Origin of the sequence: Kribbella sp. NPDC051137 (genome assembly GCF_040682535.1) — a bacterium.
Lineage (GTDB): Bacteria > Actinomycetota > Actinomycetes > Propionibacteriales > Kribbellaceae > Kribbella > Kribbella karoonensis.
In genome coordinates, this window is record NZ_JBFBBI010000012.1 from 15,607 (window position 1) to 37,170 (window position 21,564).

Below are 21,564 nucleotides of genomic sequence, written 5' to 3' on the forward strand. Positions count from 1 at the left end.
AAGCTGGGACCGCGGGCCGGGTCCGGCCAGGCTGGACACATGGCAGAAGACATGAAACCGCCGCTGTTCAACGAGACCGCGCGGCAGCGGTTGCTCGGGCAGCGGATCGTCGTACTGGACAGAGTTCTCGACGACGACCTCGGGACCCTGCTGGCCACGCAGATCATGATGCTGGCGGCCGAGGACCCGGACACCGACATCGCGTTCTGGATCCACTCGCCCGGCGGCTCGGTGCCGTCGATGCTGGCGATCCGCGACGTGATGCGCATGGTGCCGTGCGACGTGTCGACCTTGGCGATCGGGCTGGCCTGCAGCGCGGGGCAGTTCCTGCTGTCGGCCGGTACGCCGGGCAAGCGGTACGCGCTCCGGCACGCCCGGGTGCTGATGCACCAGGGGTCGGCCGGGATCGGCGGCTCCGCGGTGGAGATCGAGATCCAGGCGAACGACCTGCGGCACATCCGGGACACGGTGCTCGGGCTGATCGCCGGCGACACCGGGCAGACGTTCGAGACCGTGCACGAGGACTCGCTGCACGACCACTGGTACACCGCGGACCAGGCCCGCGAGTACGGCTTCATCGACCACGTCGTCGAGTCGTTCGACCAGGTGATGCCACGGAGGGCAGCGGCATGAGCTCGTACACCATCCCCAACGTGATCGCGTCGCACCCGCGCGGCGAGCGGATCATGGACGTCTACTCGCATCTGCTGACCGAGCGGATCGTGTACCTCGGGACCCCGATCGACTCGGGTGTCGCGAACGCGATCATCGCGCAGCTGCTGCACCTGGAGACGGACAGTCCCGAGGCGGAGATCAGCCTCTACATCAACTGCGAGGGCGGCGACATGTCCGCCATGCTGGCGATCTACGACACCATGCGGTACATCCAGGCGCCGGTCGCGACGTACGGCGTCGGGCAGGCGATCTCCGCCGGAGCGGTACTGCTGGCCGGCGGGACCGAGGGGCGACGGGCGATCCTGCCGCACGCGCGGGTCGTCCTGCACCAGCCGGCCGGGCGCGGCCAGGGCACGATCCCGGACCTGATCCTGCAGGCCGACGAGGTGGTGCGGGTCCGCGGCCAGGTCGAGGAGATCCTCGCCCGGCACACCGGCCAGACCGTCGAGCGCCTCCGTCACGACACCGACCGCGACCACGTCCTGACGGCCGAGGGCGCCAAGGCCTACGGCATCGTCGACCACGTGATCGCCGAACGCCTCCCGGCCGCGGCACTCGCGTGAGGCTCAGGTAGCAGCGCCCAGCACCGCGTCGGCGACGGCCGAGTGGTGCAGCAGGTCGGCCTTCGGGTGGCCGACCCGGTTCGTCAGGTACGCGTACGCGATCCGGCGGTCCGGGTCGGCCCAGCCGATGCAGCAGTTGCTGCCGTTGTGGCCGAACGTCCGCGGGCTGCTCAGCGACCCGAGCGGCGTACCCGCGCCGTCGAGCCACCGCGGTCCGCCGAGCTGGAAGCCCTGCGACCACCGGATCGGCGCCTGCACGGTCCGGTCCAGCTCACCCTCGCTGCTCGGCTCCACCGCGACGGCGAGCGTCGCCGGGTCGAGCAGCGCCCCGAGCAGCAGCCCCTGGTAGAACGTCGCCAGGTCGCGCGCGGTCGTCGAGATACCGGCCGCCGGTACGACGGCCTCGCGGGTACTCCGCCGGTTCAGCACCGACTGGAAGAACGGCCCCGCCGGACCGCCGGCCTTGATCGGCACGTGCCGGCCCCACTCCTCGGCAGGCAGCCCGAGGTACGTGTCGGCGAGCCCGAGCGGATCGAGCACGTCCCGCCGTACCAGCTCGTCGATCGGGACGCCGCTGCAGCGGCGCGCGACCTCGGCGAGCACGAACCCGAACGCCAACGGGCTGTAGGCGACGGTGCCGAGCGGCCAGCGCGGCCTGGTGTCCTCGATCCGCCGCAGCGACCGCGCCCAGTCGCTCATCACCCGCGCCTCGCCGAGGTACGAGCCGGCGTGCGACAGGCCCGACCGGTGCTGCAGCATCTGCCGGACGGTGATCTCGCGCTTCCCGTTCTGCGCGAACTCCGGCCAGTACGCCGCCACCGCGTCGTCGAGGTGCAGCCGGCCGGACTCGACCAGCTGGTGGACGACCACCGCGACGAACGGCTTGCTCGCGGAGAAGAGCCAGAACAACGCGTTCGGTGAGCACCCGAACGCACGGTCCACCGCGACCCGCCCGTTCCGGACCACGCAGAGCTGCGCGACCCCGCCGCGCGCCTCGATCAGCCCGACCGCCTCCGCGAGCCGGTCGGGGTCGAAGCCGGCGTCCTGTGGATCGCAGGTGCCACCGAACTCCATGAATTCCACTGTGCCTGCCCGCGCAAGCAGCTAGGGTCAGCGGGTGACTGAACCACGACCTGATGCGGAGATCGAGCGGATTCTCGTAGTGGTCGCCCACCCTGACGACATCGACTTCGGCGGCGCCGGGACGGTCGCGCTGTGGACGAAGGCCGGCATCGAGGTGCAGTACTGCATCGTCACCGACGGCCAGGCCGGCGGCTTCGAGCCCGAGCGCGACCGGGCCGAGATCCCCGCCGTACGACGGGCCGAGCAGACCGCCGCGGGACAGCACGTGGGCGTCCGCGACCTGCACTTCCTCGGGTACCAGGACGGCGCCGTCGAACCGACCGCTGAGCTCGTCCGCGACATCAGCCGGGTCATCCGCACGGTCCGCCCGCAGCGCATCCTCACCCAGTCCCCCGAACGCTCGTGGAACCGCCTGCAGGTCTCGCACCCGGACCACCTGGCCGCCGCCGAGGCCACCGTCCGGGCGTTCTACCCGGCGGCCGGCAACCCGTACGCGTACCCGGACCTGGCCGAGGAGGCGTGGGACGTCGGCGAGCTGTGGATGATGGACCACCCGGTCGCGAACCACTACGTCGACGTCACCGACACGTTCGACCGGAAGCTGGCCGCGCTGATGTCGCACACCAGCCAGCACCGCGACCCCGACGGCCTCCGCACCGGCATCCGCGCCAACTTCGCGCAGGTCGCGGCCACGGCGGGTTTCCCGGCCAACCACTACGCCGAGGCCTTTACCGTCGTCCGTCTGTAATCAGTTTGCCGGGCGGGCCCGCGCCGTAGAAGGTGCAGCCATGACGATTTCTCATGCAGTAGCCGGGGAAGGCCCGGATTTGTTGCTGGTCCACGCGGGTGTCGCCGATTCGCGTATGTGGGCGCGCCAGGTCGCGGAGCTGAAGACCAGCCACCGGGTGATCACCCTGGACCTCCGTGGGTACGGCGAGACGCCGTCGGCACCGCGGTACTCCGACGCCGGCGACGCCCTCGCGGTCCTCGAGGAGCTCGGCGCGCACGACGTGACCGCGGTCGGAGCCTCGTTCGGCGGGTACGTCGTACAGCAGCTGGCGAGCCGGAGGCCGGACCTGTTCGCGCGGCTGGTGCTGGTCTGCGCGCCGACGGACGACGTGGAGCCGGACGACGAGCTGCGCGCGCTGTGGGGCGAGGAAGGAAAGCTTCTCGACGCGGGCGACGTCGACGGCGCGACCGACCTGACCGTCCGGCACTGGATCGGCCCGGAGGCCGACGACGAGGCCCGCGAGCTGCTGCGGGAGATGCAGAAGCGCGCGTACGACGTACAACTGGCCGCCGGGGACGTCGACAACGAGGAATGGGCGGTCGAGCCGGAGAAGCTCACCATGCCGGTGCGGCTGATCACCGGCGGGCACGACTACAAGTTCTTCACCGACAGCGCCGACCACCTCGCGGAACGTCTGCCGGACGCCGAGCGGATCCACCTGCCGTGGGCCGGGCACCTGCCCACCCTCGAACGCCCCGGCGAAGCCTTGAAACTTATTTCCTGAGTATTTACTGAGCTGAGCGGACGCTGAGTTCCAATTGACTGCCGGTCTTAGAATTCAGTTATGCGAGAAACGGCTGCGATTGCTGTCGCCCGGACCGTGGCCGCGCTCAGCCGGCGCCTCGGCAGGGGCGGCCGGACGCTCCCCGGCGTGATCGTCGGAAAAATAGCTCCGGAGCTGCCCCGGAAATTGGCCGGACAATTACCGCACGGCTGCATTCTGGTGACCGGCACGAACGGAAAGACGACGACCACCAAGCTGCTGGTCGCGGCGCTCCGGCGGGCGGGTGAGTCGGTGCTCACCAACGAGTCCGGCGCGAACCTGCGCAGCGGCGTCGTCTCGGCACTGCTCGCGGCCGCCGACCTGCGCGGGCGGATCGGCGCGACCATCGGGGTGTTCGAGGTCGACGAGGCCAGCTTGCGCCTGGTCGCGCCGGAGCTCCGGCCGCGGCACCTCGTGGTGCTGAACCTGTTCCGCGACCAACTCGACCGGTACGGCGAGGTCGACACCACGGCCGCGCTGCTCGCCGAAGGCATCGCGGCCGTGGACGCCCACCTGTACCTGAACGCCGACGACGCCCGCGTCGCGAGCCTGGCCACCGCGGCACGCGGGCCGGACCGGGTCAGCTACTTCGGGATCGAGCAGTTGCCGGACCGGCTGACCGACGCGCACTCCGCCGTCGACTCGGACCGATGCTCGCGGTGCGGCGAACGGCTGCGGTTCGACCGGATCTTCTACAGCCACCTCGGCCACTACAGCTGCCCGAACGGCGACCTCACCCGGCCACGCCCGGACGTCGCGGTCACCGCGGTGGAGCACGCGGATCTCGACGGCACGGAGTTCACGGTGTCGGCCGACGGCGTACCGCACCGCATGCAGTTCGGACTGTCGGGGACGTACAACCTCTACAACGCGCTGGCCGCGGTGAGCGTGGCGACCGGGCTGGGCCTGGATCCCGCCGTGACCGCCGAGGCGGTGCGGACGACCGAGGCCGCGTTCGGGCGGGTCGAGAAGACCGAGATACAGGGCAGGACGCTGTGGCTGCTGCTGATCAAGAACCCGGCCGGGTTCGCCCAGGTGCTGGACACGTTCCTGATCGGGCGGGCGCAGCCGCGGGTCCTGATCGCGGTCAACGACCTTCCCGCCGACGGCCGCGACGTGTCCTGGCTGTGGGACGTACCGCTGGAAGCCCTGACCTCCGGCCGGCCGGAGGTCGTCACGGCCGGGACACGGGCGTACGAGATGGCGTTGCGGCTGCACTACGCCGGGACCGAGGCGGCGGTGGCGTCCAGCGTCGACGACGGCATCTCCCGATTGCTGGCGGGCCTGCCACCGGGCGGGGACGGCTACATCCTGCCGACCTACACCGCGATGCTGCAGGTACGGCGGGCCCTCCACAGCCGTCAGGCCGCCGCATGACCAAGACCTTGCGGATCGCGCACCTGTATCCCCGGGACCTGAACGTGTACGGGGACCTGGGAAATGTCATCACGCTGGCGAAACGGCTGGAATGGCGGGGATTCCAGGCTGCGGTACTACCGGTGGAACCGGGGCAGGTTTTCGACTTCTCGAGTGTGGATCTGGTGTTCGGCGGCGGCGGCCAGAATTCCGCGCAAACCGTCAACGCGGAGGATTTGCTCGCCCGTGGCGACGAATTGCGGAAGATATCCGCCGACGGGGTCCCGATGCTGCTGATCTGCGGGAGTTACCAGCTGTTCGGCCAGGATTTCTTCGACGCCGACGGGCGGCATTTCCCGGGACTCGGGATCTTCCGGAGCCGGACCACCGCGGGGCCGGACCGGATGATCGGGAACATCGTGGTGGACAGCCCGTTCGGGCAGTTGGTCGGATTCGAGAACCACTCCGGGCGGACGGTGCTCGAGGAGGGGCAGCAGGCGCTCGGGACGGTCCTGCAGGGGTTCGGCAACAACGGCAGTACGGGTGACGAAGGAGCGGTGGCCGGGAACACGATCGGCACGTATCTGCACGGTCCGGCGCTGCCGAAGAATCCCGCGCTCGCCGATCATTTGCTGCTCTGCGCATTACGCCGCCGCTTCGGCGTCGAAGAACTCGAACCGCTGGACGACGCACTCGCCGTCCGCGCGGCGACAATCGCCGCCGCCCGCCCGCAAGGCCACCAGACGACCCTGCATCCGCGCCGCAGGCGCCTGCACCGCTTGTCCGCGGCTCTCCGTCATCGATAGACACAAAAGGTCCCGGGATCAGCGAATGATCCCGGGACCTCAGGTGATTCCGGTCAGTCGGCGAGGGCGCCCATCGGGTCCCAGGCCGGGAGAACGATCGGCTCGTCGTCGAGGCGCGCCTGCAGGTCCGCCGGCAGCGCGGAACGGCGTACGGCGATCTCGAAGACGTGCTCACCGAACCACGAGTCGTTCATGGTCCAGAAGCCGCTGTCGGCCTTCTCGTCGCCCCAGCTGTTCTCGACCCGCCAGCGGCGCGGCTTGCCGTCCACCACGTCCACGCCGGTGAACAGCATCGCGTGCGTCATCAGCGTCTCGTGGTGCACCAGGCGGTCGGCCTTGTCCAGCGTGAACTCGGTGTCGTACACGGCCTCGTAGTCGTACAGCTTGGCGTCCCAGAAGCCGAGGTCGCCGTTCATCTGCTTGCCGACGTCGCAGCCGAACCAGACCGGCTCGCCGCCGACGATCGCGTCCTGGGTGAGCTGCTTCATCAGGTCCATCTCGACGTTCAGGTACACCACCGGCGGCGCGTCGATGACGTTGCCGAGGTAGTCCACGGTGAACGTCCGGCCGACCGGGCTGGTCGAGCGCGGGTCGTGCACCAGGCAGACGTAGTCGTCGACCGGCAGCTGCACGTACTTCGCGGCGAACTCGGTCGGGGTGATCCAGCCGTCCCGGTGGAAGCCCTTGTCGGTGTCCTTCCACTGCCACAGGAACTTCTGCGGCGGCGTGCCGAGATGGATGCTCAGCACCCGGTGCACGGTGGTCAGGATCTCGCCCTTGCGGTCACGCCGGGCCTCCTCGCCGTCCAGCGCCCGCAGGTCGCGCGCGCCCTGCCGGAGCAGCTTGCGGAGGACGTCGTTCAGCTGCGCGGTCGCCGACGAACTCTCGCTCTCCGGCATCGCGGTCTTCGGCACCAGGCCGTGCTTGCGCACCACCGCGATGAACATGTTCCACTGGCCGCCGTCACCGATCGGGTCGGACAGCAGGTGCGCCACCGTCCGGTCGTCGGCGTCCCGGCCGGCGGTCTCGATGATCGCCTCCAGGAAGAAGTTCGCGCGCTCGAACTTGTCCCAGAACAGCACGTAGTTCTGGGAGAACTCGAAGTCCTTGACGCCCAGCTTCTCGGCGGCGCCCACCCGGAGCAGGTTCAGCCCGGCGAACATCCAGCACCGGCCGCTCTTCTTCTGGTTGGTCACCTTCCAGTCGTCCAGTAGATGGGACACCGAATGGTCCATCGACGTGACGACCTGGCGATCCAGGGCGATGTTGTTGACCGGCGTCTGCGTGACGGCGTTCTGCATCACCCGGTACTGCGGGTTCGACGCGAACTCCTTCTCGAAGAGCGCGAGCTGATCGGCTGTGAGATTCCGCTCCATAACAGTCGACCGTATAACAGCTCCCAACCCCGGACCGCCGATACGGAGTGGCGAATCCATGCCGTTGCGCGAAGGTGCCATCTCTCAGACACTCGCAGCCTCTGGCGAGGCGGTCCCGGTCTCACACACTGGGCTGCCGGGTTGACGCTTCACAGCCACCTGCCCGATGCCCCGGGTCTTCTGGTCGGCTCCACGTCCGTTTAACGTCTCCGCACCACTCGCGGCGACCGCCAGCGCGGCAAGGTTCCTCGCCGCGTTCACATCACGATCCATCATCAGACCGCAGAACCCACAGATGTAGTCACGCTCGGACAAGAGCAGCTTGGCTTTCACCACTCCACACCCCGAACACGTCTTACTGGAAGGAAACCAACGGTCGGCCACGATCAGCCGCCCACCGTTCCACTCGGTCTTGTACGCCAACTGCCGCCGGACCTCACCGAACCCCGCATCCCCGAGAGCGCGGGCGAGACGCCTGTTCTTCAGCATCCCAGCAACATTCAGGTCCTCCACCACGACGGTCCCGTACTCGGCGGCGATCGCGGTGGTGAACTTGTGCAGCGCGTCGGCGCGCTGGTACGCCACCGTGTGAAAGACACGATTGCGCTGGTCGTTGGCACGCTTCCACCGGCTCGACGGGACCCTGCCGGTACGGCGATCCGGCCGACGCGACGGGACACGCGCCGCGACAGCTTGCCGAGCTTGCGCAGCGACGAGCTCAGGTGCTTGGGGTTGGTCACCGTCTGCGGTTCACCCCCAGGCTCGGACAAGACGGCAAGACTCCTGAGGCCCAGGTCCACACCGACCACAGCATCCGGCCGCCGCGGGACCCGGGCCGGCGTCGCCTGTTCGACGGTGAACGACACGAACCACCGGCCGCGCTCAAAGCGGATCGTCGCCGCCAGGATCCGGGCCGTGCCGTCGAGCAGCTCCACTGCCGGTGTCTCGTGCAGCCGGATACGGCCGATGCGCGGCAGTACGGCGTACCGCTCATCGCAGCCAATCGCCCCGGTGGTGAACCGGCACGACTTGGCCGCCTTGCGCTTGGACTTGAACCGCGGGAACGCCACCGCCCGCCCAACGCGCCTGCCGCTGCGTGAGTCGCCCCAGTTCTTCAACGCCGCGGCCAGCTGCGTCAAGCCCGACGCATAGGCCTCCTTGGAGTACTCCGCCCACCAAGGCGCACCTGTCGCCTTGGCCTCGTTCCAGGCCTTGCGCAGTGAGTACATCGACCAGGAGACCGCCGGCGTCAACAACTCCTCCGGAAGGCCGTAACTGGTTTCGGCTGCTCGTTGGCTCATCACTGCCTTGACCCGGCCGAGGCCCCAGTTGTACGCCTTACGCACCGCACCACAGTGTCCGTCCAGGTACCTGGCCTGGCGGGACGTGGTGCTCAGACCAGGCGGCGGTCTGTAGCCCAGCGGGTCAGTTCGTGGCGGTTCGAGAGCTGGAGCTTCCGCAGTACGGACGAGACGTGCGTCTCCACGGTCTTCACCGAGATGAACAGCTCCCGGGCGACCTCCTTGTACGCGTAACCGCGGGCGATCAGCCGGAGCACCTCGCGTTCGCGCTGCGAGAGCCGGTCGAGGTCCTCGTCCACCGACGCGATGTCGATCGCGCCGGAGAACGCGTCCAGGACGAAACCCGCCAGCCGCGGCGAGAACACCGCGTCGCCCTCGGCGACCCGGTTGATCGCGTCCACCAGCTCGGTGCCGGAGATGTTCTTGGTCACGTACCCGCGGGCGCCGGCCCGGATCACGCCGATCACGTCCTCGGCGGCGTCGGACACCGACAGCGCCAGGAACTTGATCTCCGGGTGACGTTGGTGCACCTGCTTCATCACCTCGGTGCCACCACCACCGGGGAGGTGGACGTCGAGCAGTACGACGTCCGGCTCGGTGCCGACGATCGCCTTCACCGCGGTGTCGACGTCGGACCCCTCCCCGACGATGTCGACCGACGTACCGATCTCGCTGCGTACCCCGGCCCGGAACATGTCGTGATCGTCGACGACGACAACCCGCCTGCTGCTCATCTGTCCATCTCCAGTCGCACTTCGGTCCCTGTCTCCGGATCGGACCGCACCGTCGCGCGGCCGCCGTGCCGTTCCATCCTGCCCATCACACTGTGCCGCAAGCCGAGCCGGTCGTCCGGGACCTCGTCCACGGCGAAGCCCTTGCCGCGGTCCCGGACGAACATCTCCACCCGGTCGCCGTCCACCTCGACGAACACGTCGATCTTCGCAGCACCGGAGTGCTTGGCCGCGTTCACCATCGACTCCCGGGCGGCCCGGACCATCGACGCCAGTTGCTCGGTCAGGTCGCAGTCGCCGACCGTGACCACCTCGACCGGCACGCCGTGCGAGTCCTCCACCTCGGCGGCCGCCTGTTTCGCGGCACCGGCGACGGTCTGGTCGGCGTCGTGCTCCTCGTCGTACAGCCAGGACCGCAGCTCGCGCTCCTGCGACCGCGCCAGCCGGGCGACCGCCTTCGGGTCCTCGGCCTGCTTCTGGATCAGCGCCAGCGTCTGCAGGACCGAGTCGTGCAGGTGCGCGGCCATGTCGGCGCGCTCCTGGGAGCGGACCCGCTCGGCACGCTCGGCGTTCAGGTCCCGGGTCAGCCGGTGCACCCACGGGCCCGCGATCACGCCGATCCCGACGACCGCGAGCAGCAGGGCGATCAGTACGTCGCCGACCATCTGGAGGCGGCCGTTCTGGACCAGGAACAGCGTGACCGCCGTACCGAGCAGGACCAGGCCGACCGCGATCCGGACCAGCGACTTCCAGCCGCCCTTGCCGAGCACCAGGCCGAGGATCGGGACCCGGATGTCCTGCGTCCACTTGTCCTTCTGCGCCTCGTCGGCCTGCCGCCAGATCAGCGCCAGACCGGTCGCGGCGAACACCAGCGGCCAGAACAGCTTCCCGGCGATGCCGAATCCGGCGACCTGCAGCAGGATCAGCAGACCGATGCCGATGGCCACCAGCGCGGGCAGCTGTCCGCGGCTCTTCTCGCGCTTCCGCTCCTTCGCCTCGGTCACCGGCGCCGGCTGCTCGTCGGTCCGCATCCCGCTGCGGGTGTGCGCGGCCAGCCCCGGCGCGCCCGGCACCCGCTCCGGCGCGAGCGGCATCAGGAACCACAGCGCCGCGTAGATCAGTACGCCGAACCCGCCGGACACGGTCGTCGCGATCAGCACCAGCCGTACGACGGTGTCCGAAATCCCGAGATGATCCGCAACCCCACCGGCGACACCGGCAATGACGCGCCCCTCAGTACGCCGATAAGCCCGCCGCGGCGGATCGGTCGCCTGCGGCGCACCGGAGGTCGGCTGGCCGTAGCCGGCCGCACCCCACCCAGCACCAGTAGGCGCACCAGGACCCCCAGCTGACCCCGGACCACCGGCACCGCCGGGCAGCCCCGCCGCGCCTGTTCTCATGCGGGCGGCGTAAGCGGCGTACGGGCCCTGGTACTGGCCCGGGCCCTGTGGACCCCAGCCCTTGTAGCGCCACTGGTCCTGGTTCTGCCCAGGCGTAGGCTCGGGCTGTCCCTCCGTCTTCGGAGGTCCGCCCGGCGGCATGGCTGCTGGCTGGCTCATCACCACGATCGTCACATGCGGACCGGCCCGACACCAGCAGGCTTGTCCCCGGCCGCCTCCTCAGCCCCGGCGTGCCGTCGTCAGGGTCGACTCGGGGAGAACCCCGAACGGTGCTGTTCGATCGGGCGGTCTCCGGGACCCGTCAGGGTGCATCCCCGATGTTCGCCGCCGGATCCGGTGTGAGTATCGATGACATGGAGCAGAACCAGAGTGGACCCGCCGGGTTCGACCACAACCGCCTGCAGAACCCCCAGAGCTGGCGGCGCAGCAGGTCGGACCGTTGGGTCGCGGGCGTCTGCGGCGGCATCGGGCGTTCGCTGAACATCGACCCGGTGCTGGTCCGCGTGGTGATGGCCGTGCTGATCATCAGCGGCCCCGGGCTGATCTTCTACGTCGCCGCCTGGGTGCTGATGCCCGAGGAGGGCAGCGACCGGGCGCCGGTGCAGGGCCTGCTCGGCGACCGGATCCGGACCGACCACCCGTGGTTCTGGCCGGTGGTGATCGGGATCTGCGTGTTCGCCGGGATCGCGACCATGTCGTCGTTCAAGTTCGGCCACTTCATCCCGGGTCCGGTGATCGTGATCGCGGTCATCTGGCTGCTCTCCAAGCACCGCAAGAACAACGGCACGAAGCAGGGCCGGCAACGCCCGCAGGACGCGGTGCCGCCGACCGGCCGGCCGGACACCACGCAGCCGGACAGCACGCAGCCGTACAGCTCCCAGCAGTTCACCGCGCCGCAGACCGGTCCGTCGGCTCCCCCGGCGGGCCCGTCGTCCTCGGCCACACAGCGACCCCAGGACCGCACCGTCGAACCGGTCCAGTCTGTGTGGACCGAGGACGACCCCCTCGGCCTGTACGCCGACGAGCCGCCGAACGGCGCCCGTCCGCCGGCCGCGAGTACGCCGGCCGGACCGCCCGCGAAGGGCATGCGCGGCGTCAAGTCGATCGTCGTGGTGCTGACCGGGCTCGCGATCGCCATCGCGGCGCTGGCCGGCGCGACCACGTCCACGATGCTGGTGATCGGCGTGGCCACGCTCGGCGCCGGCATGCTGCTCGGCGGGTTCGTCGGCCGGACCCTCGGCCTGCTCCCGCTCGGGATCCTGCTCGCGGCCGGTGCGGTCGTCAGTACGGTGTTCACCGCCGTACCGCGGAACTTCGCCGACACGAACTACGTGGCGCCGACCGGTACGACGATCACCGCGAACGGCTCGAGCTACCAGTTCGACGCCGGGTCGGTGCACCTGGACCTGACCAGGGCGACGTTCGCGCCCGGCGCCAGGGTCGAGGTGCGCGGCGGCGCCGGCGAGGTGGTCGTCAAACTGCCGGAGAACGTCGACGTGAAGGGGCAGGTATCGGCCGAGATGGGAGACGTTGCCTTCCTCAACCAGGACCGCAGCGGCCATAATGCCAAGCTGGCCCTGGACGACCTGGGCGCGGACGCGAAGGCCGGCGAGCAGGTCACCCTGGACGTGAACCTCAAACTCGGCAGCATCAAGGTGGAGCGCGGATGAGCGAGCAGCGCAAGACGGGCCCCAAGACACGGCCGGACGTTCCCGGCGTGGTGGCCGGCACCGTCCTGACCGGTGCCGCCACGATCTGGATGCTCACCGACAACGGCGTCCTGCAGACCGGCGACCTCGGCGTGACCAGCGCCCTCCTGCTGGTCGCCGCCGGCCTCCTCGGCCTCGCCGCCTCCCATCGCGGCTAACTCGGTGGACGCGGTGGACGCGGTTCTCTAGGCTCCAGCCCGTGACCAGCCCGGAGGCGGACAGACCGTAACCGCCGGCCGTTCCGTGACGACCCCGGAACCGGCCGGAGACGACTCATGCCGTCTTCCTCTGGTTACGGAGCACCTCCATGCCTTTCGTGCTGTATCTGCTCGGGCTTGCCGTCTTCGCGCAGGCCACCTCTGAGTTCATGTTCTCCGGGCTCGGCCCGGACATCGCCCACGACCTGGGCGTCTCGATCCCGGCGGCCGGCTGGCTGACCTCCGCGTTCGCGCTCGGGATGATCGTCGGCGCGCCGGCGATCGCGGTCCTCGGCGCCCGCTGGCCGCGACGCCGGACGTTGCTCGTGACACTGACCGTTTTCCTCACCGTCCACGTGGTCGGTGCGCTGACCGGCAGCTTCGCCGTACTGCTCGGCACCCGGGTCCTGGCCGCGCTCGCGAACGCCGGCTTCCTCGCGATCGCGCTCGCCACCGCGACCAGCCTGGTCCGCCCGGACGCGAAGGGCCGCGCGACGTCGGTCCTGCTCGGCGGTACGACGCTCGCGTGCATCGTCGGCGTACCGGCAGGTGCCCTACTCGGCCGGTACCTCGGCTGGCGGTCCGCGTTCTGGGCGGTCGCGCTGATCTCGGTACCCGCGTTGATCGGGATCCTCCGCTCGGTCCCGTCCTCGCGGGGCGCCGGCCCGGCCGGCCCGGGCCGGATCGCCGTCGGGCCGCGGCTCGCCGTACTGCTGCTGCTCGGGGCGCTGGTGAACGGCGCCACGTTCTGCTCGTTCACCTACCTGTCGCCGGTCCTCACCGAGGTGACCGGGCTCGGCGTCGGCTGGGTGCCGCCGATGCTCGCGCTGTTCGGCCTCGGCTCGTTCGCGGGCGTGACCGTCGCCGGGCGGTACGCCGACCGGCGCGACCACCGGCTCGTACTCGTTGCCGGAGGCATCCTGCTGCTCGGCTGGTGCGCCTTCCCGCCGGCCGCGGGGTACGTCGTACCGTCCGTCGTCCTGGTCCTCGTACAGGGGGCGCTGTCGTTCGCGGTCGGCTCGACCTTGATCGCGTACGCGCTCTACGCGGGGTCGGCGTACCCGGTGCTGAGCGGCGGCCTGGCCACCGCCGCCCTGAACGTCGGCGCCGCCGCCGGACCCGTCCTCGGCGGGCTCGCGATCGGCGTCTCCGGCTTCCGCGGACCGCTGTGGGTGAGCGCCGCGCTGGTGGGCACGGCACTGCTCATCGGCGGCTCGATTAAGACGGTATCTGGGAACTCCGCGCAGTAGGCGCGGAGTTCCCAGATACCCTCTAAGATTGCTGGTCGCGAGGGGCCCGGGTGAAGCGGGTTCCGTGGTCGAGGAGATTCGATGGTGCGCGGCACCGTGAAGTGGTTCAACGCGGACAAGGGGTACGGCTTCCTGGCCGTCGACGGGCAGGACGACGTGTTCGTGCACTGGAGCAAGATCGTCTCCGACGGGTACAAGACGCTCGAGGACGGCCAGCAGGTCGAGTTCCAGATCGTCGACGGTCCGAAGGGCCGGGAGGCCGACGCGGTCACCCCGGTGTGACCAGCGGTCCGGTCCGGTAACCGATAACCTGACGTCTCATCGTGTGAGGGGTGAGACGTGACTGAGCCGGTACCGGTGATCCGGAAGCTCGAGCATGCGCTGGCGGACGACGACTTCGCCTGGTCCTTGCTGCTGGTCGGCGAGGACCAGACGGACAAGCTCGCCACGCTCACCGGCGACCTGCGCGGACCGTTCTCGGACTCCGGCGACGGCAAGCAGATCACGTCCGGCTTCTCGTACTGGGGCATCGGCCCGACGATCGCCTGGGCGAACGCGACCAACGACCCGTTCTACCTGGTGATGAAGGCCGGCACCGAGTCGTTCCTGCGGCACTGGCGCAAGCTCCGGCCGCACGTCGAGAACGGCGGCTTCCACCTGGTCAGCCTCGGCGTCGGCACCGGCGTCAAGGACCGGACGATCCTCAGCGACATGCGACGGAACAACCGGGACATGTACTACATCCCGGTCGACATGAGCTCCGAGATGCTCCGGATGGGCACCCTGGAGCCGGTCCGCGGCGCCCGGTTCCCGGTCTCCCAGGTGCTGCCGGTGCAGCTGGACTTCTCGATCGACGACAACGTCGACGAGCTGGCCGAGATGCTGGCCCGGCTGGTCGGCGACGAGCCGATCCTGTTCACGCTCACCGGCAACACGCTGGCGAACTTCGAGAGCGACGAGGAGCTGCTCGGCACCCTCACCCGGGTGCTGCGCCCGCAGGACCGGCTGCTGCTCGAGGTCGCCAGTACGACGCGACTCGACCAGGAAGCCGCCGACGCGGCCGCGGACGAGTACCACCAGACCCGGGCGTTCGCGGAGTTCGTGACCAGTGCGCTGCGGTACAACACCGACCTGAAGATCAACAACGACCTGGTGAAGTTCGTCGGCGAGGTCGAGGACGACGGGCTGCTGGTCAAGATCCTCTGGCAGAACGACACCGGGGACGAGATCCGGATGGAGCTGCCGGACCACACCGAGGTGGTGCTGCCGGTCGGCGACACGATCCGGCTCTACACCACCCGGAAATACTCCGCGGACCGGCTGAAGCGGCTCACCGAGGCGTGCAAGCTGACCCCGGTGGAGGCGATCCAGTCCCAGTTCCGGTACACCCGCCGCCCGAACCCGTTCGGCCTGGAGCTGCTGCTGCTCGCACCGGAGGCGGCCGGCGAGACCGCGCACACCCTGGCCGACGACATCTGGTCGCAGTGAACCGGCGCCGCCTCGTCAGCTGGGTCACGTACGGCCTGCTGGGGGTCGCGTTCGTCCTCGGCATCATCTGGTTCATCTGGCCGGGCAACTCGCGCTGGGAGCCGGCCGTCAACTCGCTGACCCTGGTGGCCGGGCTGACCGGCATCTTCGTGGAGCGGCTGACGTCCGAGGCGGAACGCCGTACCGAGGTACTGCGGGCGGTCGCGGACGAGCTGCACGAGAACACCCGGCTGCTGAACGACCCGCGGTTCTCGCCGGACGCGCCGACCACCCGGCAGGTGTACCCGCGGCTGATCGTGTCCGCGGTCGACCTGGCGCTGGTGTCCGGCGCGCTCGGCCTGCACCGGGACGCCGAGCTGGTCGGGATGCTGCACCGCTGGCGGGACACCGTGCACCTGTTCAACCGGCGCCTCGACCTGACCGAGGTCAGTACCTTCTCGAACACCATCTCGCCGGCCGAACTGGCCGCCTTCCGCCGGGCGCTGCAGCGCGACGACAGCTACCTCGCCGCCACCCGCGAACTGCTCCAGGAGCTGCTGGACAAGCTCCCGCCGACCTAACGGGCAGGGCCGTAACCGGGGCGATCGCTGCCAGTAGTGGCAAATTTCGCCGAGCCGTTGACTTCGTCACGCCGCGAGGGCTTCACTTTCGGACAGGACCGTAAATACGGGGCACCCCGGAGGCAATCGCATGCGATCAGTCCGCTCCCTTCTCGCACTGGCCCTCGTCGCCGTGCTCGGCACCACCCTGACTACACCGGCCCAGGCGGGGCACAAACCACCCGTGGGCACCGTCGTCTCACTCGGCACACCGCTGTCCGACGTACTGCTGATCGGCGGTACGGTCGCGCCCGGCCCGAACGGGAAGACCGCGATCTGGAACGTGTCCAGCGGCAGCCCGGCGTACCTGAACGCCATCGACCCGGCCACCGGTGACAGCCTGCTGTCCGCGGCGCTGCCCGGGGCCGACGGCAGCTACGCGGTCGCCGCCGCGCCCGACGGCACGATCTACGCCGGCACCTACAACAACGGCCACCTGTACCGGTTGAAGCCGGGCGCGACCACCGCGGAGGACCTCGGCCGGCCACTCTCCACCGAGACGTTCATCCTGCGGATCACCGTCGACGAGCAGGGCAACGTGTACGGCGGGACGTACCCGCACGGCAAGGTGTTCCGGTACGACCACGCGACCGGCGCGGTCCGCGACTACGGCACGATCAAGGCCGGCCAAGGGTACGTGAAGAGCATCGACTACTGGAACGGCAAGCTCTACACCGGTTCCGAGCCCGACGCGTACTTCTCCGAGGTCGACGTGACCACGGGCGCGGTCACCGAGATCCCGGCACCGCCCGGGATGGGCGACCCGAAGGACCAGGTGGTGTACGACCTCAACGTCCGCGGCGGCCGGATGTACGCCCGGGTCAGCACCGCCTTCCCCGGCCCGCTGTACGTCTGGGACATCGCGTCCCGGACCTGGGTCGACACGATCCCGAACGAGCACGGCCTGGACATCTCGCCGATCGGCGCGGACGGCGCGATCTACATGATCCAGGCGAGCGAACTGAAGAAGTACGACCCGGCCACCAAGACGCTGACCGGGACCGGCCTGACGTTCACGGGCCGGATCCAGAACGCCCGCTCGATCGGGTACGCCGACCTGAACCTGCCCGACTACCCCGGGACCAGCGTGGTCGGCACGCTCTGGCGCGGCGAGGAGTTCCGGTACAACCCGCAGACCGGCAAGTCGGAGATCTTCGAGACCAAGGTCCGCCGGGAGCCGATCGAGATCCTGTCCGTGGCCGGCGGGAAGGACCACATCTACGCCGGCGGCTTCCTCAACGGGGGCGTCTCGGTCGTCGACCCGGCGACGGGCGAGGCGAAGTTCAACCGGTTCTCGCAGGTCGAGGCGCTGATGGAGGCGTCCGACGGCACCGTGTACGTCGGCGCGTACCCGGAGGCCCGGCTCTACGCGTACGACCCCACCAAGACCTGGAGCAGCCCGGAGTACTCCCCCGGACCGCCCGGGACGCCGGACAACCCGGCGAAGCTGCTGAACCTCAAGCCGGACCTGTTCCAGACCCGCGCCCGGGCGCTGACCGAGGTGGACGGCAAGATCGCGGTCGGCACCGTCCCGGACGGCGACCGGCTCGGCGGCGCGCTGGTGATCTACGACCCGGCGACCGGCACCACCGAGAAGTACCGGAACGTCGTCCAGGACGAGTCCGTGTTCGGCCTGACGTCCCAGGACGGCGTCGTGTACGGCGGAACGTCGATCGCCGGTGGCCTGACGACCACCCCGCCGACCCGCGAAGCAGGCACAGTGTTCGCGTGGGACGTGACAGGCAAGAAGAAGCTGTGGGAAACCGTGCCGGTGCCGGGTGCGGCGACGGTCTCGTCGGTGACGATCGGGCCGGACGGCCTGCTCTGGGGTGTCGCCGGCAAGACGGTCTTCGCGCTCTCCCCGGGCAACGGCAAGCTGAAGCGCTCCTTCACGCTCGGTACGACGACCTCCAGCGGCGACATCGTGGCCACCTCGGAGGCGGTGTACGTGAGTATCGACCTGAACAAGATCTACCGGATCGCGCCCGGGGCGAAGTCCGTCCCGACGCTGTTCGTCGAGCACGCCCACCGGCGGCTCGGCGTCCGGGGAGATCACCAGCTACTGATGACCAGCGGCTCCGAGCTGTTCCGGATTGATATCAGCCGTTGACAGCCGAAATTCCACCCGGCTACTTTCGGTCCTGACCGTTATTCGGTTTAGTTCGTTCCGGCCCTGACTTCCGGACACACCCTGGGGGTGCGATGAAAATCACCGTCCGCCGCATCGCGGCACCACTCACGGCGCTCGTGCTCGCCGCAGCGCTCAGTTCCTGCGGCGGCAGTGACAGCGGCAACAGCGGGGGCAAGAAGAGCCTGACGCTCTGGATGTACCCGGTGATCGCCGACAAGGCGGCCAACGACACGTACTGGAAGAAGGTCGAGACCGACTTCGAGGCCGCCAACTCGAACATCGACCTGAAGATCGAGCAGCAGCCCTGGACCGACCGCGACCAGAAGCTCGCCGCGGCGTTCTCCGGCAAGAAGGGCCCGGACGTGCTGCCGATGATCCCGGACCAGATCCCGCAGTACGTCGCGAACGGGAACCTGGAGCCGGTCGACGACGTGGTCAACCCGCTGAAGGACCAGTTCCTGCCGTCGGCCGTACCGGGCCTCACCGTGCAGGGCAAGGTGTACGGCGCACCGATCTACCACACCGTCACCACGACGATGTACAACAAGACCGTCCTGGCCAAGGCCGGGATCAGCAAGCCGCCGGAGACCTGGGACGAGGTCAAGGCCGCGGCACCGAAGCTGAAGGCCGCCGGGTTCCAGACACTGGACTACTCGGCCTCGCCGGAGGCCACGCTGAACCTGAACTTCTACCCGCTGCTGTGGCAGGCCGGCGGGAAGGTGTTCGCCGACGACGGCAAGAGCGTCGCGTTCAACCAGGCGCCCGGGCTGAAGGCGCTGACCTTCCTGAAGACGCTGTGGGACGAGGACGCGATCCCGAAGACCGCGCTGACCGCGGGCAACGTGATCGCCGACTCGCCGCTCGGCAAGGGCAAGGTCGCGATGTCGTTCAGCGCGGTCCTGGCCGACGCCGGCACGGCCGCGAAGACCTGGGGCGCGCAGAACGTCGAGATCGGGCTGCCGCTGAAGGACGAGAAGCAGGCCGCGCTCGGGCTTCCGGGCGGTCTGGTGGTGAACGCGGCGTCGGACAACATCGACGGGGCGAAGAAGTTCCTGACGTTCATGATGCAGCCGGCGCAGCTCGACGGGCTGGCCAAGGCGTCCGGGTACTACTCGCCGCGCAGCGACGCGAAGTCCGAGCTCGCGGACCCGAACGCACCGAAGTTCGCCGCCGCTCTGCAGTACGCCGTACCGGGTGAACCGAACCCGGCGGCGCGGCAGATCATGTCGTTCCTGAGCACGGACATCCAGGCCGTCCTGACCGGCAAGAAGCAGCCCCAGGAAGCCCTCGACGACGCCGCCAAGCAGGCCAACGACCTCCTCTCGAGACAACGTTGACCGAGGTACGGATTCCGGGCACGGGTCGGGCGGGACCCGTGTCCGGTCGGCGCCGGTCGCTGCGCAGGCCGTGGGTGGGACTGGTGTTCGTGGCGCCGATGCTGGTGCTGTTCCTCGCCTTCCGGTTCCTGCCGGTGATCGGCGCGCTGCTGCTCTCGCTGACCGACTACCGGATCAGCGGCAAGTGGGACTTCATCGCCCTGGACAACTACAAGCGGCTGTTCTCGGACGGCATGTTCGGCGACGCGCTCGTGGTCACGCTGACGTACACGGTGATCTTCGTACCGCTGACCGTCCTGCTCTCGCTCGGCACCGCCGTACTGCTGCACCGCGTCGTCTGGAACCGCGGCTTCTTCCGCGGCGTGTTCTTCCTGCCGTACGTGACCAGCATCGTGCTCGCCGCGGTGATCTGGAAATGGATCTACGACGTCCAGGACGGCCTGCTCAACTCGGTCCTCGGGCTGATCGGTGTCGGCCCGATCGACTTCCTCAGCCGGGCGGGCACCGTGCTGCCGTCGATCGCGGTGACCTCGGCCTGGAAGGGCTTCGGGTACTCGATGCTGATCCTGCTCGCCGGCCTGCAGGCGGTACCGAAGTCGTACCTCGAGGCCGCGATGATCGACGGTGCGGGCACCTGGCAACGGTTCCGGTACGTCACGCTGCCGCAGCTCCGCCCGGTGCTGTTCTTCGTGCTGGTGATCGAGACGATCGGCGCGTTCCAGGTCTTCGACGCGATGTACGTGATGACCGGCGGCGGCCCGGTGCACGCCAGCTACTCGATCGTGTACTTCCTGTACGACAGCGGCTTCAAGTACTTCGACTTCGGCTACGCCAGCGCGATCGGTCTGGTGCTGTTCCTGATCGTGCTGATCGTCTCGCTCGTACAGCGCCGGCTCGTCGGGAGGGACGACTAGATGACGCAGGTACTCGAGGCCCGCCCGGTGGCCGACACCGCCGTCGCGGGCCGGCGGCGTACGTCGGCCCGGCTGACCTTGCCGACACTGCTGACGCTGACCGCGATCGTGACCATCGTGCCGTTCGCGGCGATGGTGCTGGTCGCGTTCGCGCCGCCGAGCGGGCAGACGTTCCCGGGCGCGCTGAACCCGGCACACTTCACGCTGGCGAACTTCCGGAACGTGCTGTCCAGCTCGGACATCCCACGCTGGACGGTGAACTCGCTGCTGTACTCGCTGGTGTCGGTGGCGTGCGTGCTGCTGTTCGCGTCGATGGCCGGGTACGCGTTCGCGAAGAAGAAGTTCCCGGGCCGGGAGATCATGTTCTGGGCGTTCCTGGCGACGCTGATGGTGCCGTTCCAGGCGACGCTGATCCCGTCGTACATCCTGGTCGCGAAGCTGGACTGGGTGGACAGCTACTGGGGCCTGATCGTGCCCACGCTGGCGAACTCGCAGGCGGTCTTCCTGATGCGCCAGTTCATCCTGCAACTCCCCGACGAACTGTTCGAGGCCGCCGAGATCGACGGCGCCGCGGAGTGGCGGATCTTCACGATGATCGTGCTCCCGCTGATCCGCCCGGTACTCGCGACGCTCGGCATCTTCGTCTTCCTCTGGCACTGGAACGACTTCCTCTGGCCGCTCGTCATCGGCCAGTCCGGCAAGATGCAGACCCTCACCGTCGGCCTCGCCACCCTCCAAGGCCAGGCCGTCCCCATCAACCAGATCATGGCCGGCGCCACCATCACCGTAGTCCCCAGCCTCCTGGTCTTCGGCCTCCTCCAGCGCTACCTCACCGACAGCATCGCCATGTCCGGCCTCAAGGCCTGAAACCCACGCGAGGCCCGCGGATGTGGTGAACGGGGGATGTGGTCGATCCCACGCGTGCTCCGCAGCCGCTCGCTTCGTCGCTGCGCTCCTCAGACGCGGCCGCTCCGCGCGCTCCCACCCACCCCCGGGGCTGGCGCCCGGATTGCTGCCGGCTGCCGCCGGCGAGTTGCGGGCTGCCGCCCGCGATCTGCTCGCTGGCGCTCGCGGGTGACTGCTTGGCCGGGGTGC

21 protein-coding genes and 1 pseudogene are annotated in these 21,564 nt (G+C 69.2%); 16 read left to right on the top strand and 6 right to left on the bottom strand.

The window, feature by feature from the left end; genetic code table 11:
- The first annotated feature begins 39 nt into the window (after positions 1–39).
- Together AB0M51_RS42195 and AB0M51_RS42200 are read left to right on the top strand one after the other, a co-directional pair.
- Entirely contained in the window at positions 40–633 is a 594-nt protein-coding gene (locus tag AB0M51_RS42195; RefSeq protein WP_344199531.1) for an ATP-dependent Clp protease proteolytic subunit, read from the top strand.
- Positions 630–1,238: an ATP-dependent Clp protease proteolytic subunit gene (locus AB0M51_RS42200; RefSeq protein ID WP_344199533.1), complete on the top strand. Its 609-nt coding sequence runs from the start codon at positions 630–632 to the stop codon at positions 1,236–1,238. The genes AB0M51_RS42195 and AB0M51_RS42200 overlap by 4 nt, the downstream gene beginning before the upstream one ends.
- A 3-nt stretch (positions 1,239–1,241) precedes the next feature.
- Here the strand turns inward: AB0M51_RS42200 and AB0M51_RS42205 are convergent, their stop codons facing one another.
- On the bottom strand, positions 1,242–2,312 hold the full coding sequence (locus AB0M51_RS42205) for a serine hydrolase domain-containing protein (protein WP_344199535.1): 1,071 nt from the start codon (positions 2,310–2,312) through the stop codon (positions 1,242–1,244).
- Between the two features lie 43 nt (positions 2,313–2,355).
- On the opposite strand from AB0M51_RS42205, the gene AB0M51_RS42210 reads away from it, so the two are divergent.
- Genes AB0M51_RS42210 through AB0M51_RS42225 form a run of 4 tightly spaced genes read left to right on the top strand, consistent with a single transcriptional unit; the run spans position 2,356 to position 6,036 of the window.
- Complete coding sequence (locus AB0M51_RS42210; RefSeq protein ID WP_344199538.1) at positions 2,356–3,069, top strand: PIG-L deacetylase family protein; 714 nt, start codon at positions 2,356–2,358, stop codon at positions 3,067–3,069.
- A 40-nt stretch (positions 3,070–3,109) separates the two neighbouring features.
- Entirely contained in the window at positions 3,110–3,835 is a 726-nt protein-coding gene (locus AB0M51_RS42215) for an alpha/beta hydrolase (RefSeq protein ID WP_344199541.1), read from the top strand.
- 60 nt (positions 3,836–3,895) lie between these two features.
- A complete protein-coding gene (locus AB0M51_RS42220) occupies positions 3,896–5,251 on the top strand; it encodes a MurT ligase domain-containing protein (protein ID WP_344199544.1) in 1,356 nt (451 codons plus the stop codon).
- Positions 5,248–6,036 (top strand): glutamine amidotransferase, encoded by a 789-nt coding sequence (locus AB0M51_RS42225; protein ID WP_344199546.1) that lies wholly within the window; start codon positions 5,248–5,250, stop codon positions 6,034–6,036. Before AB0M51_RS42220 ends, AB0M51_RS42225 begins: the two co-directional genes overlap by 4 nt.
- Positions 6,037–6,089: 53 nt before the next feature.
- Here AB0M51_RS42225 and AB0M51_RS42230 read toward each other — a convergent pair whose 3' ends face one another.
- The 5 genes and pseudogenes from AB0M51_RS42230 to AB0M51_RS42250 form a co-directional block, all read right to left on the bottom strand.
- A complete protein-coding gene (locus AB0M51_RS42230; RefSeq protein WP_344199549.1) occupies positions 6,090–7,412 on the bottom strand; it encodes a C1 family peptidase in 1,323 nt (440 codons plus the stop codon).
- Positions 7,413–7,496: 84 nt separating this feature from the next.
- Positions 7,497–8,027 (bottom strand): annotated as a pseudogene (locus AB0M51_RS42235) (RNA-guided endonuclease TnpB family protein); the annotation flags it as partial.
- The gene (locus AB0M51_RS42240) at positions 7,913–8,758 is read right to left on the bottom strand and encodes a transposase (RefSeq protein ID WP_344199551.1); all 846 of its coding nucleotides are present in this window, start codon (positions 8,756–8,758) and stop codon (positions 7,913–7,915) included. The gene AB0M51_RS42240 and the pseudogene AB0M51_RS42235, both read right to left, overlap by 115 nt.
- Before the next feature lie 47 nt (positions 8,759–8,805).
- On the bottom strand, positions 8,806–9,447 hold the full coding sequence (locus tag AB0M51_RS42245; RefSeq protein WP_344199554.1) for a response regulator transcription factor: 642 nt from the start codon (positions 9,445–9,447) through the stop codon (positions 8,806–8,808).
- On the bottom strand, positions 9,444–11,003 hold the full coding sequence (locus AB0M51_RS42250; protein ID WP_344199557.1) for a PspC domain-containing protein: 1,560 nt from the start codon (positions 11,001–11,003) through the stop codon (positions 9,444–9,446). The genes AB0M51_RS42245 and AB0M51_RS42250 overlap by 4 nt, the downstream gene beginning before the upstream one ends.
- Before the next feature lie 179 nt (positions 11,004–11,182).
- On the opposite strand from AB0M51_RS42250, the gene AB0M51_RS42255 reads away from it, so the two are divergent.
- The 10 genes from AB0M51_RS42255 (at position 11,183) to AB0M51_RS42300 (ending at position 21,336) form a co-directional block, all read left to right on the top strand.
- Positions 11,183–12,514 carry a PspC domain-containing protein gene (locus AB0M51_RS42255; protein WP_344199559.1) on the top strand — a complete coding sequence of 444 codons (1,332 nt, stop codon included), beginning with the start codon at positions 11,183–11,185 and terminating at the stop codon, positions 12,512–12,514.
- A complete protein-coding gene (locus AB0M51_RS42260; RefSeq protein ID WP_344199562.1) occupies positions 12,511–12,711 on the top strand; it encodes a hypothetical protein in 201 nt (66 codons plus the stop codon). Before AB0M51_RS42255 ends, AB0M51_RS42260 begins: the two co-directional genes overlap by 4 nt.
- Positions 12,712–12,860: 149 nt before the next feature.
- Complete coding sequence (locus AB0M51_RS42265) at positions 12,861–14,000, top strand: Cmx/CmrA family chloramphenicol efflux MFS transporter (protein ID WP_344199565.1); 1,140 nt, start codon at positions 12,861–12,863, stop codon at positions 13,998–14,000.
- Between the two features lie 81 nt (positions 14,001–14,081).
- Positions 14,082–14,282 (top strand): cold shock domain-containing protein, encoded by a 201-nt coding sequence (locus AB0M51_RS42270; RefSeq protein WP_132316966.1) that lies wholly within the window; start codon positions 14,082–14,084, stop codon positions 14,280–14,282.
- A 57-nt stretch (positions 14,283–14,339) separates the two neighbouring features.
- Complete coding sequence (locus AB0M51_RS42275) at positions 14,340–15,488, top strand: L-histidine N(alpha)-methyltransferase (RefSeq protein ID WP_344199572.1); 1,149 nt, start codon at positions 14,340–14,342, stop codon at positions 15,486–15,488.
- Positions 15,485–16,048 carry a hypothetical protein gene (locus tag AB0M51_RS42280; RefSeq protein WP_344199575.1) on the top strand — a complete coding sequence of 188 codons (564 nt, stop codon included), beginning with the start codon at positions 15,485–15,487 and terminating at the stop codon, positions 16,046–16,048. The genes AB0M51_RS42275 and AB0M51_RS42280 overlap by 4 nt, the downstream gene beginning before the upstream one ends.
- A 130-nt stretch (positions 16,049–16,178) precedes the next feature.
- On the top strand, positions 16,179–18,197 hold the full coding sequence (locus AB0M51_RS42285) for a hypothetical protein (protein WP_344199577.1): 2,019 nt from the start codon (positions 16,179–16,181) through the stop codon (positions 18,195–18,197).
- Positions 18,198–18,289: 92 nt separating this feature from the next.
- Entirely contained in the window at positions 18,290–19,555 is a 1,266-nt protein-coding gene (locus tag AB0M51_RS42290; protein WP_344199580.1) for an extracellular solute-binding protein, read from the top strand.
- 74 nt (positions 19,556–19,629) lie between these two features.
- Positions 19,630–20,469 carry a sugar ABC transporter permease gene (locus AB0M51_RS42295; protein ID WP_344199583.1) on the top strand — a complete coding sequence of 280 codons (840 nt, stop codon included), beginning with the start codon at positions 19,630–19,632 and terminating at the stop codon, positions 20,467–20,469.
- Positions 20,470–21,336, top strand: coding sequence for a carbohydrate ABC transporter permease (locus AB0M51_RS42300; protein WP_344199586.1), 867 nt, complete (start codon positions 20,470–20,472; stop codon positions 21,334–21,336).
- The last annotated feature ends 228 nt before the right edge of the window (positions 21,337–21,564 follow it).

Excerpts from the sequence above, each read along its gene's own strand:
- AB0M51_RS42285 (WP_344199577.1), top strand. The coding sequence starts at position 16,179 with ATGCGATCAGTCCGCTCCCTTCTCGCACTGGCCCTCGTCGCCGTGCTC.
- AB0M51_RS42260 (WP_344199562.1), top strand. The coding sequence starts at position 12,511 with ATGAGCGAGCAGCGCAAGACGGGCCCCAAGACACGGCCGGACGTTCCC.
- AB0M51_RS42220 (WP_344199544.1), top strand. The coding sequence starts at position 3,896 with ATGCGAGAAACGGCTGCGATTGCTGTCGCCCGGACCGTGGCCGCGCTC.
- AB0M51_RS42300 (WP_344199586.1), top strand. The coding sequence starts at position 20,470 with ATGACGCAGGTACTCGAGGCCCGCCCGGTGGCCGACACCGCCGTCGCG.
- AB0M51_RS42270 (WP_132316966.1), top strand. The coding sequence starts at position 14,082 with ATGGTGCGCGGCACCGTGAAGTGGTTCAACGCGGACAAGGGGTACGGC.
- AB0M51_RS42205 (WP_344199535.1), bottom strand. The coding sequence starts at position 2,312 with ATGGAGTTCGGTGGCACCTGCGATCCACAGGACGCCGGCTTCGACCCC.
- AB0M51_RS42195 (WP_344199531.1), top strand. The coding sequence starts at position 40 with ATGGCAGAAGACATGAAACCGCCGCTGTTCAACGAGACCGCGCGGCAG.
- AB0M51_RS42230 (WP_344199549.1), bottom strand. The coding sequence starts at position 7,412 with ATGGAGCGGAATCTCACAGCCGATCAGCTCGCGCTCTTCGAGAAGGAG.
- AB0M51_RS42290 (WP_344199580.1), top strand. The coding sequence starts at position 18,290 with ATGAAAATCACCGTCCGCCGCATCGCGGCACCACTCACGGCGCTCGTG.
- AB0M51_RS42215 (WP_344199541.1), top strand. The coding sequence starts at position 3,110 with ATGACGATTTCTCATGCAGTAGCCGGGGAAGGCCCGGATTTGTTGCTG.
- AB0M51_RS42265 (WP_344199565.1), top strand. The coding sequence starts at position 12,861 with ATGCCTTTCGTGCTGTATCTGCTCGGGCTTGCCGTCTTCGCGCAGGCC.
- AB0M51_RS42225 (WP_344199546.1), top strand. The coding sequence starts at position 5,248 with ATGACCAAGACCTTGCGGATCGCGCACCTGTATCCCCGGGACCTGAAC.
- AB0M51_RS42245 (WP_344199554.1), bottom strand. The coding sequence starts at position 9,447 with ATGAGCAGCAGGCGGGTTGTCGTCGTCGACGATCACGACATGTTCCGG.
- AB0M51_RS42200 (WP_344199533.1), top strand. The coding sequence starts at position 630 with ATGAGCTCGTACACCATCCCCAACGTGATCGCGTCGCACCCGCGCGGC.
- AB0M51_RS42250 (WP_344199557.1), bottom strand. The coding sequence starts at position 11,003 with ATGAGCCAGCCAGCAGCCATGCCGCCGGGCGGACCTCCGAAGACGGAG.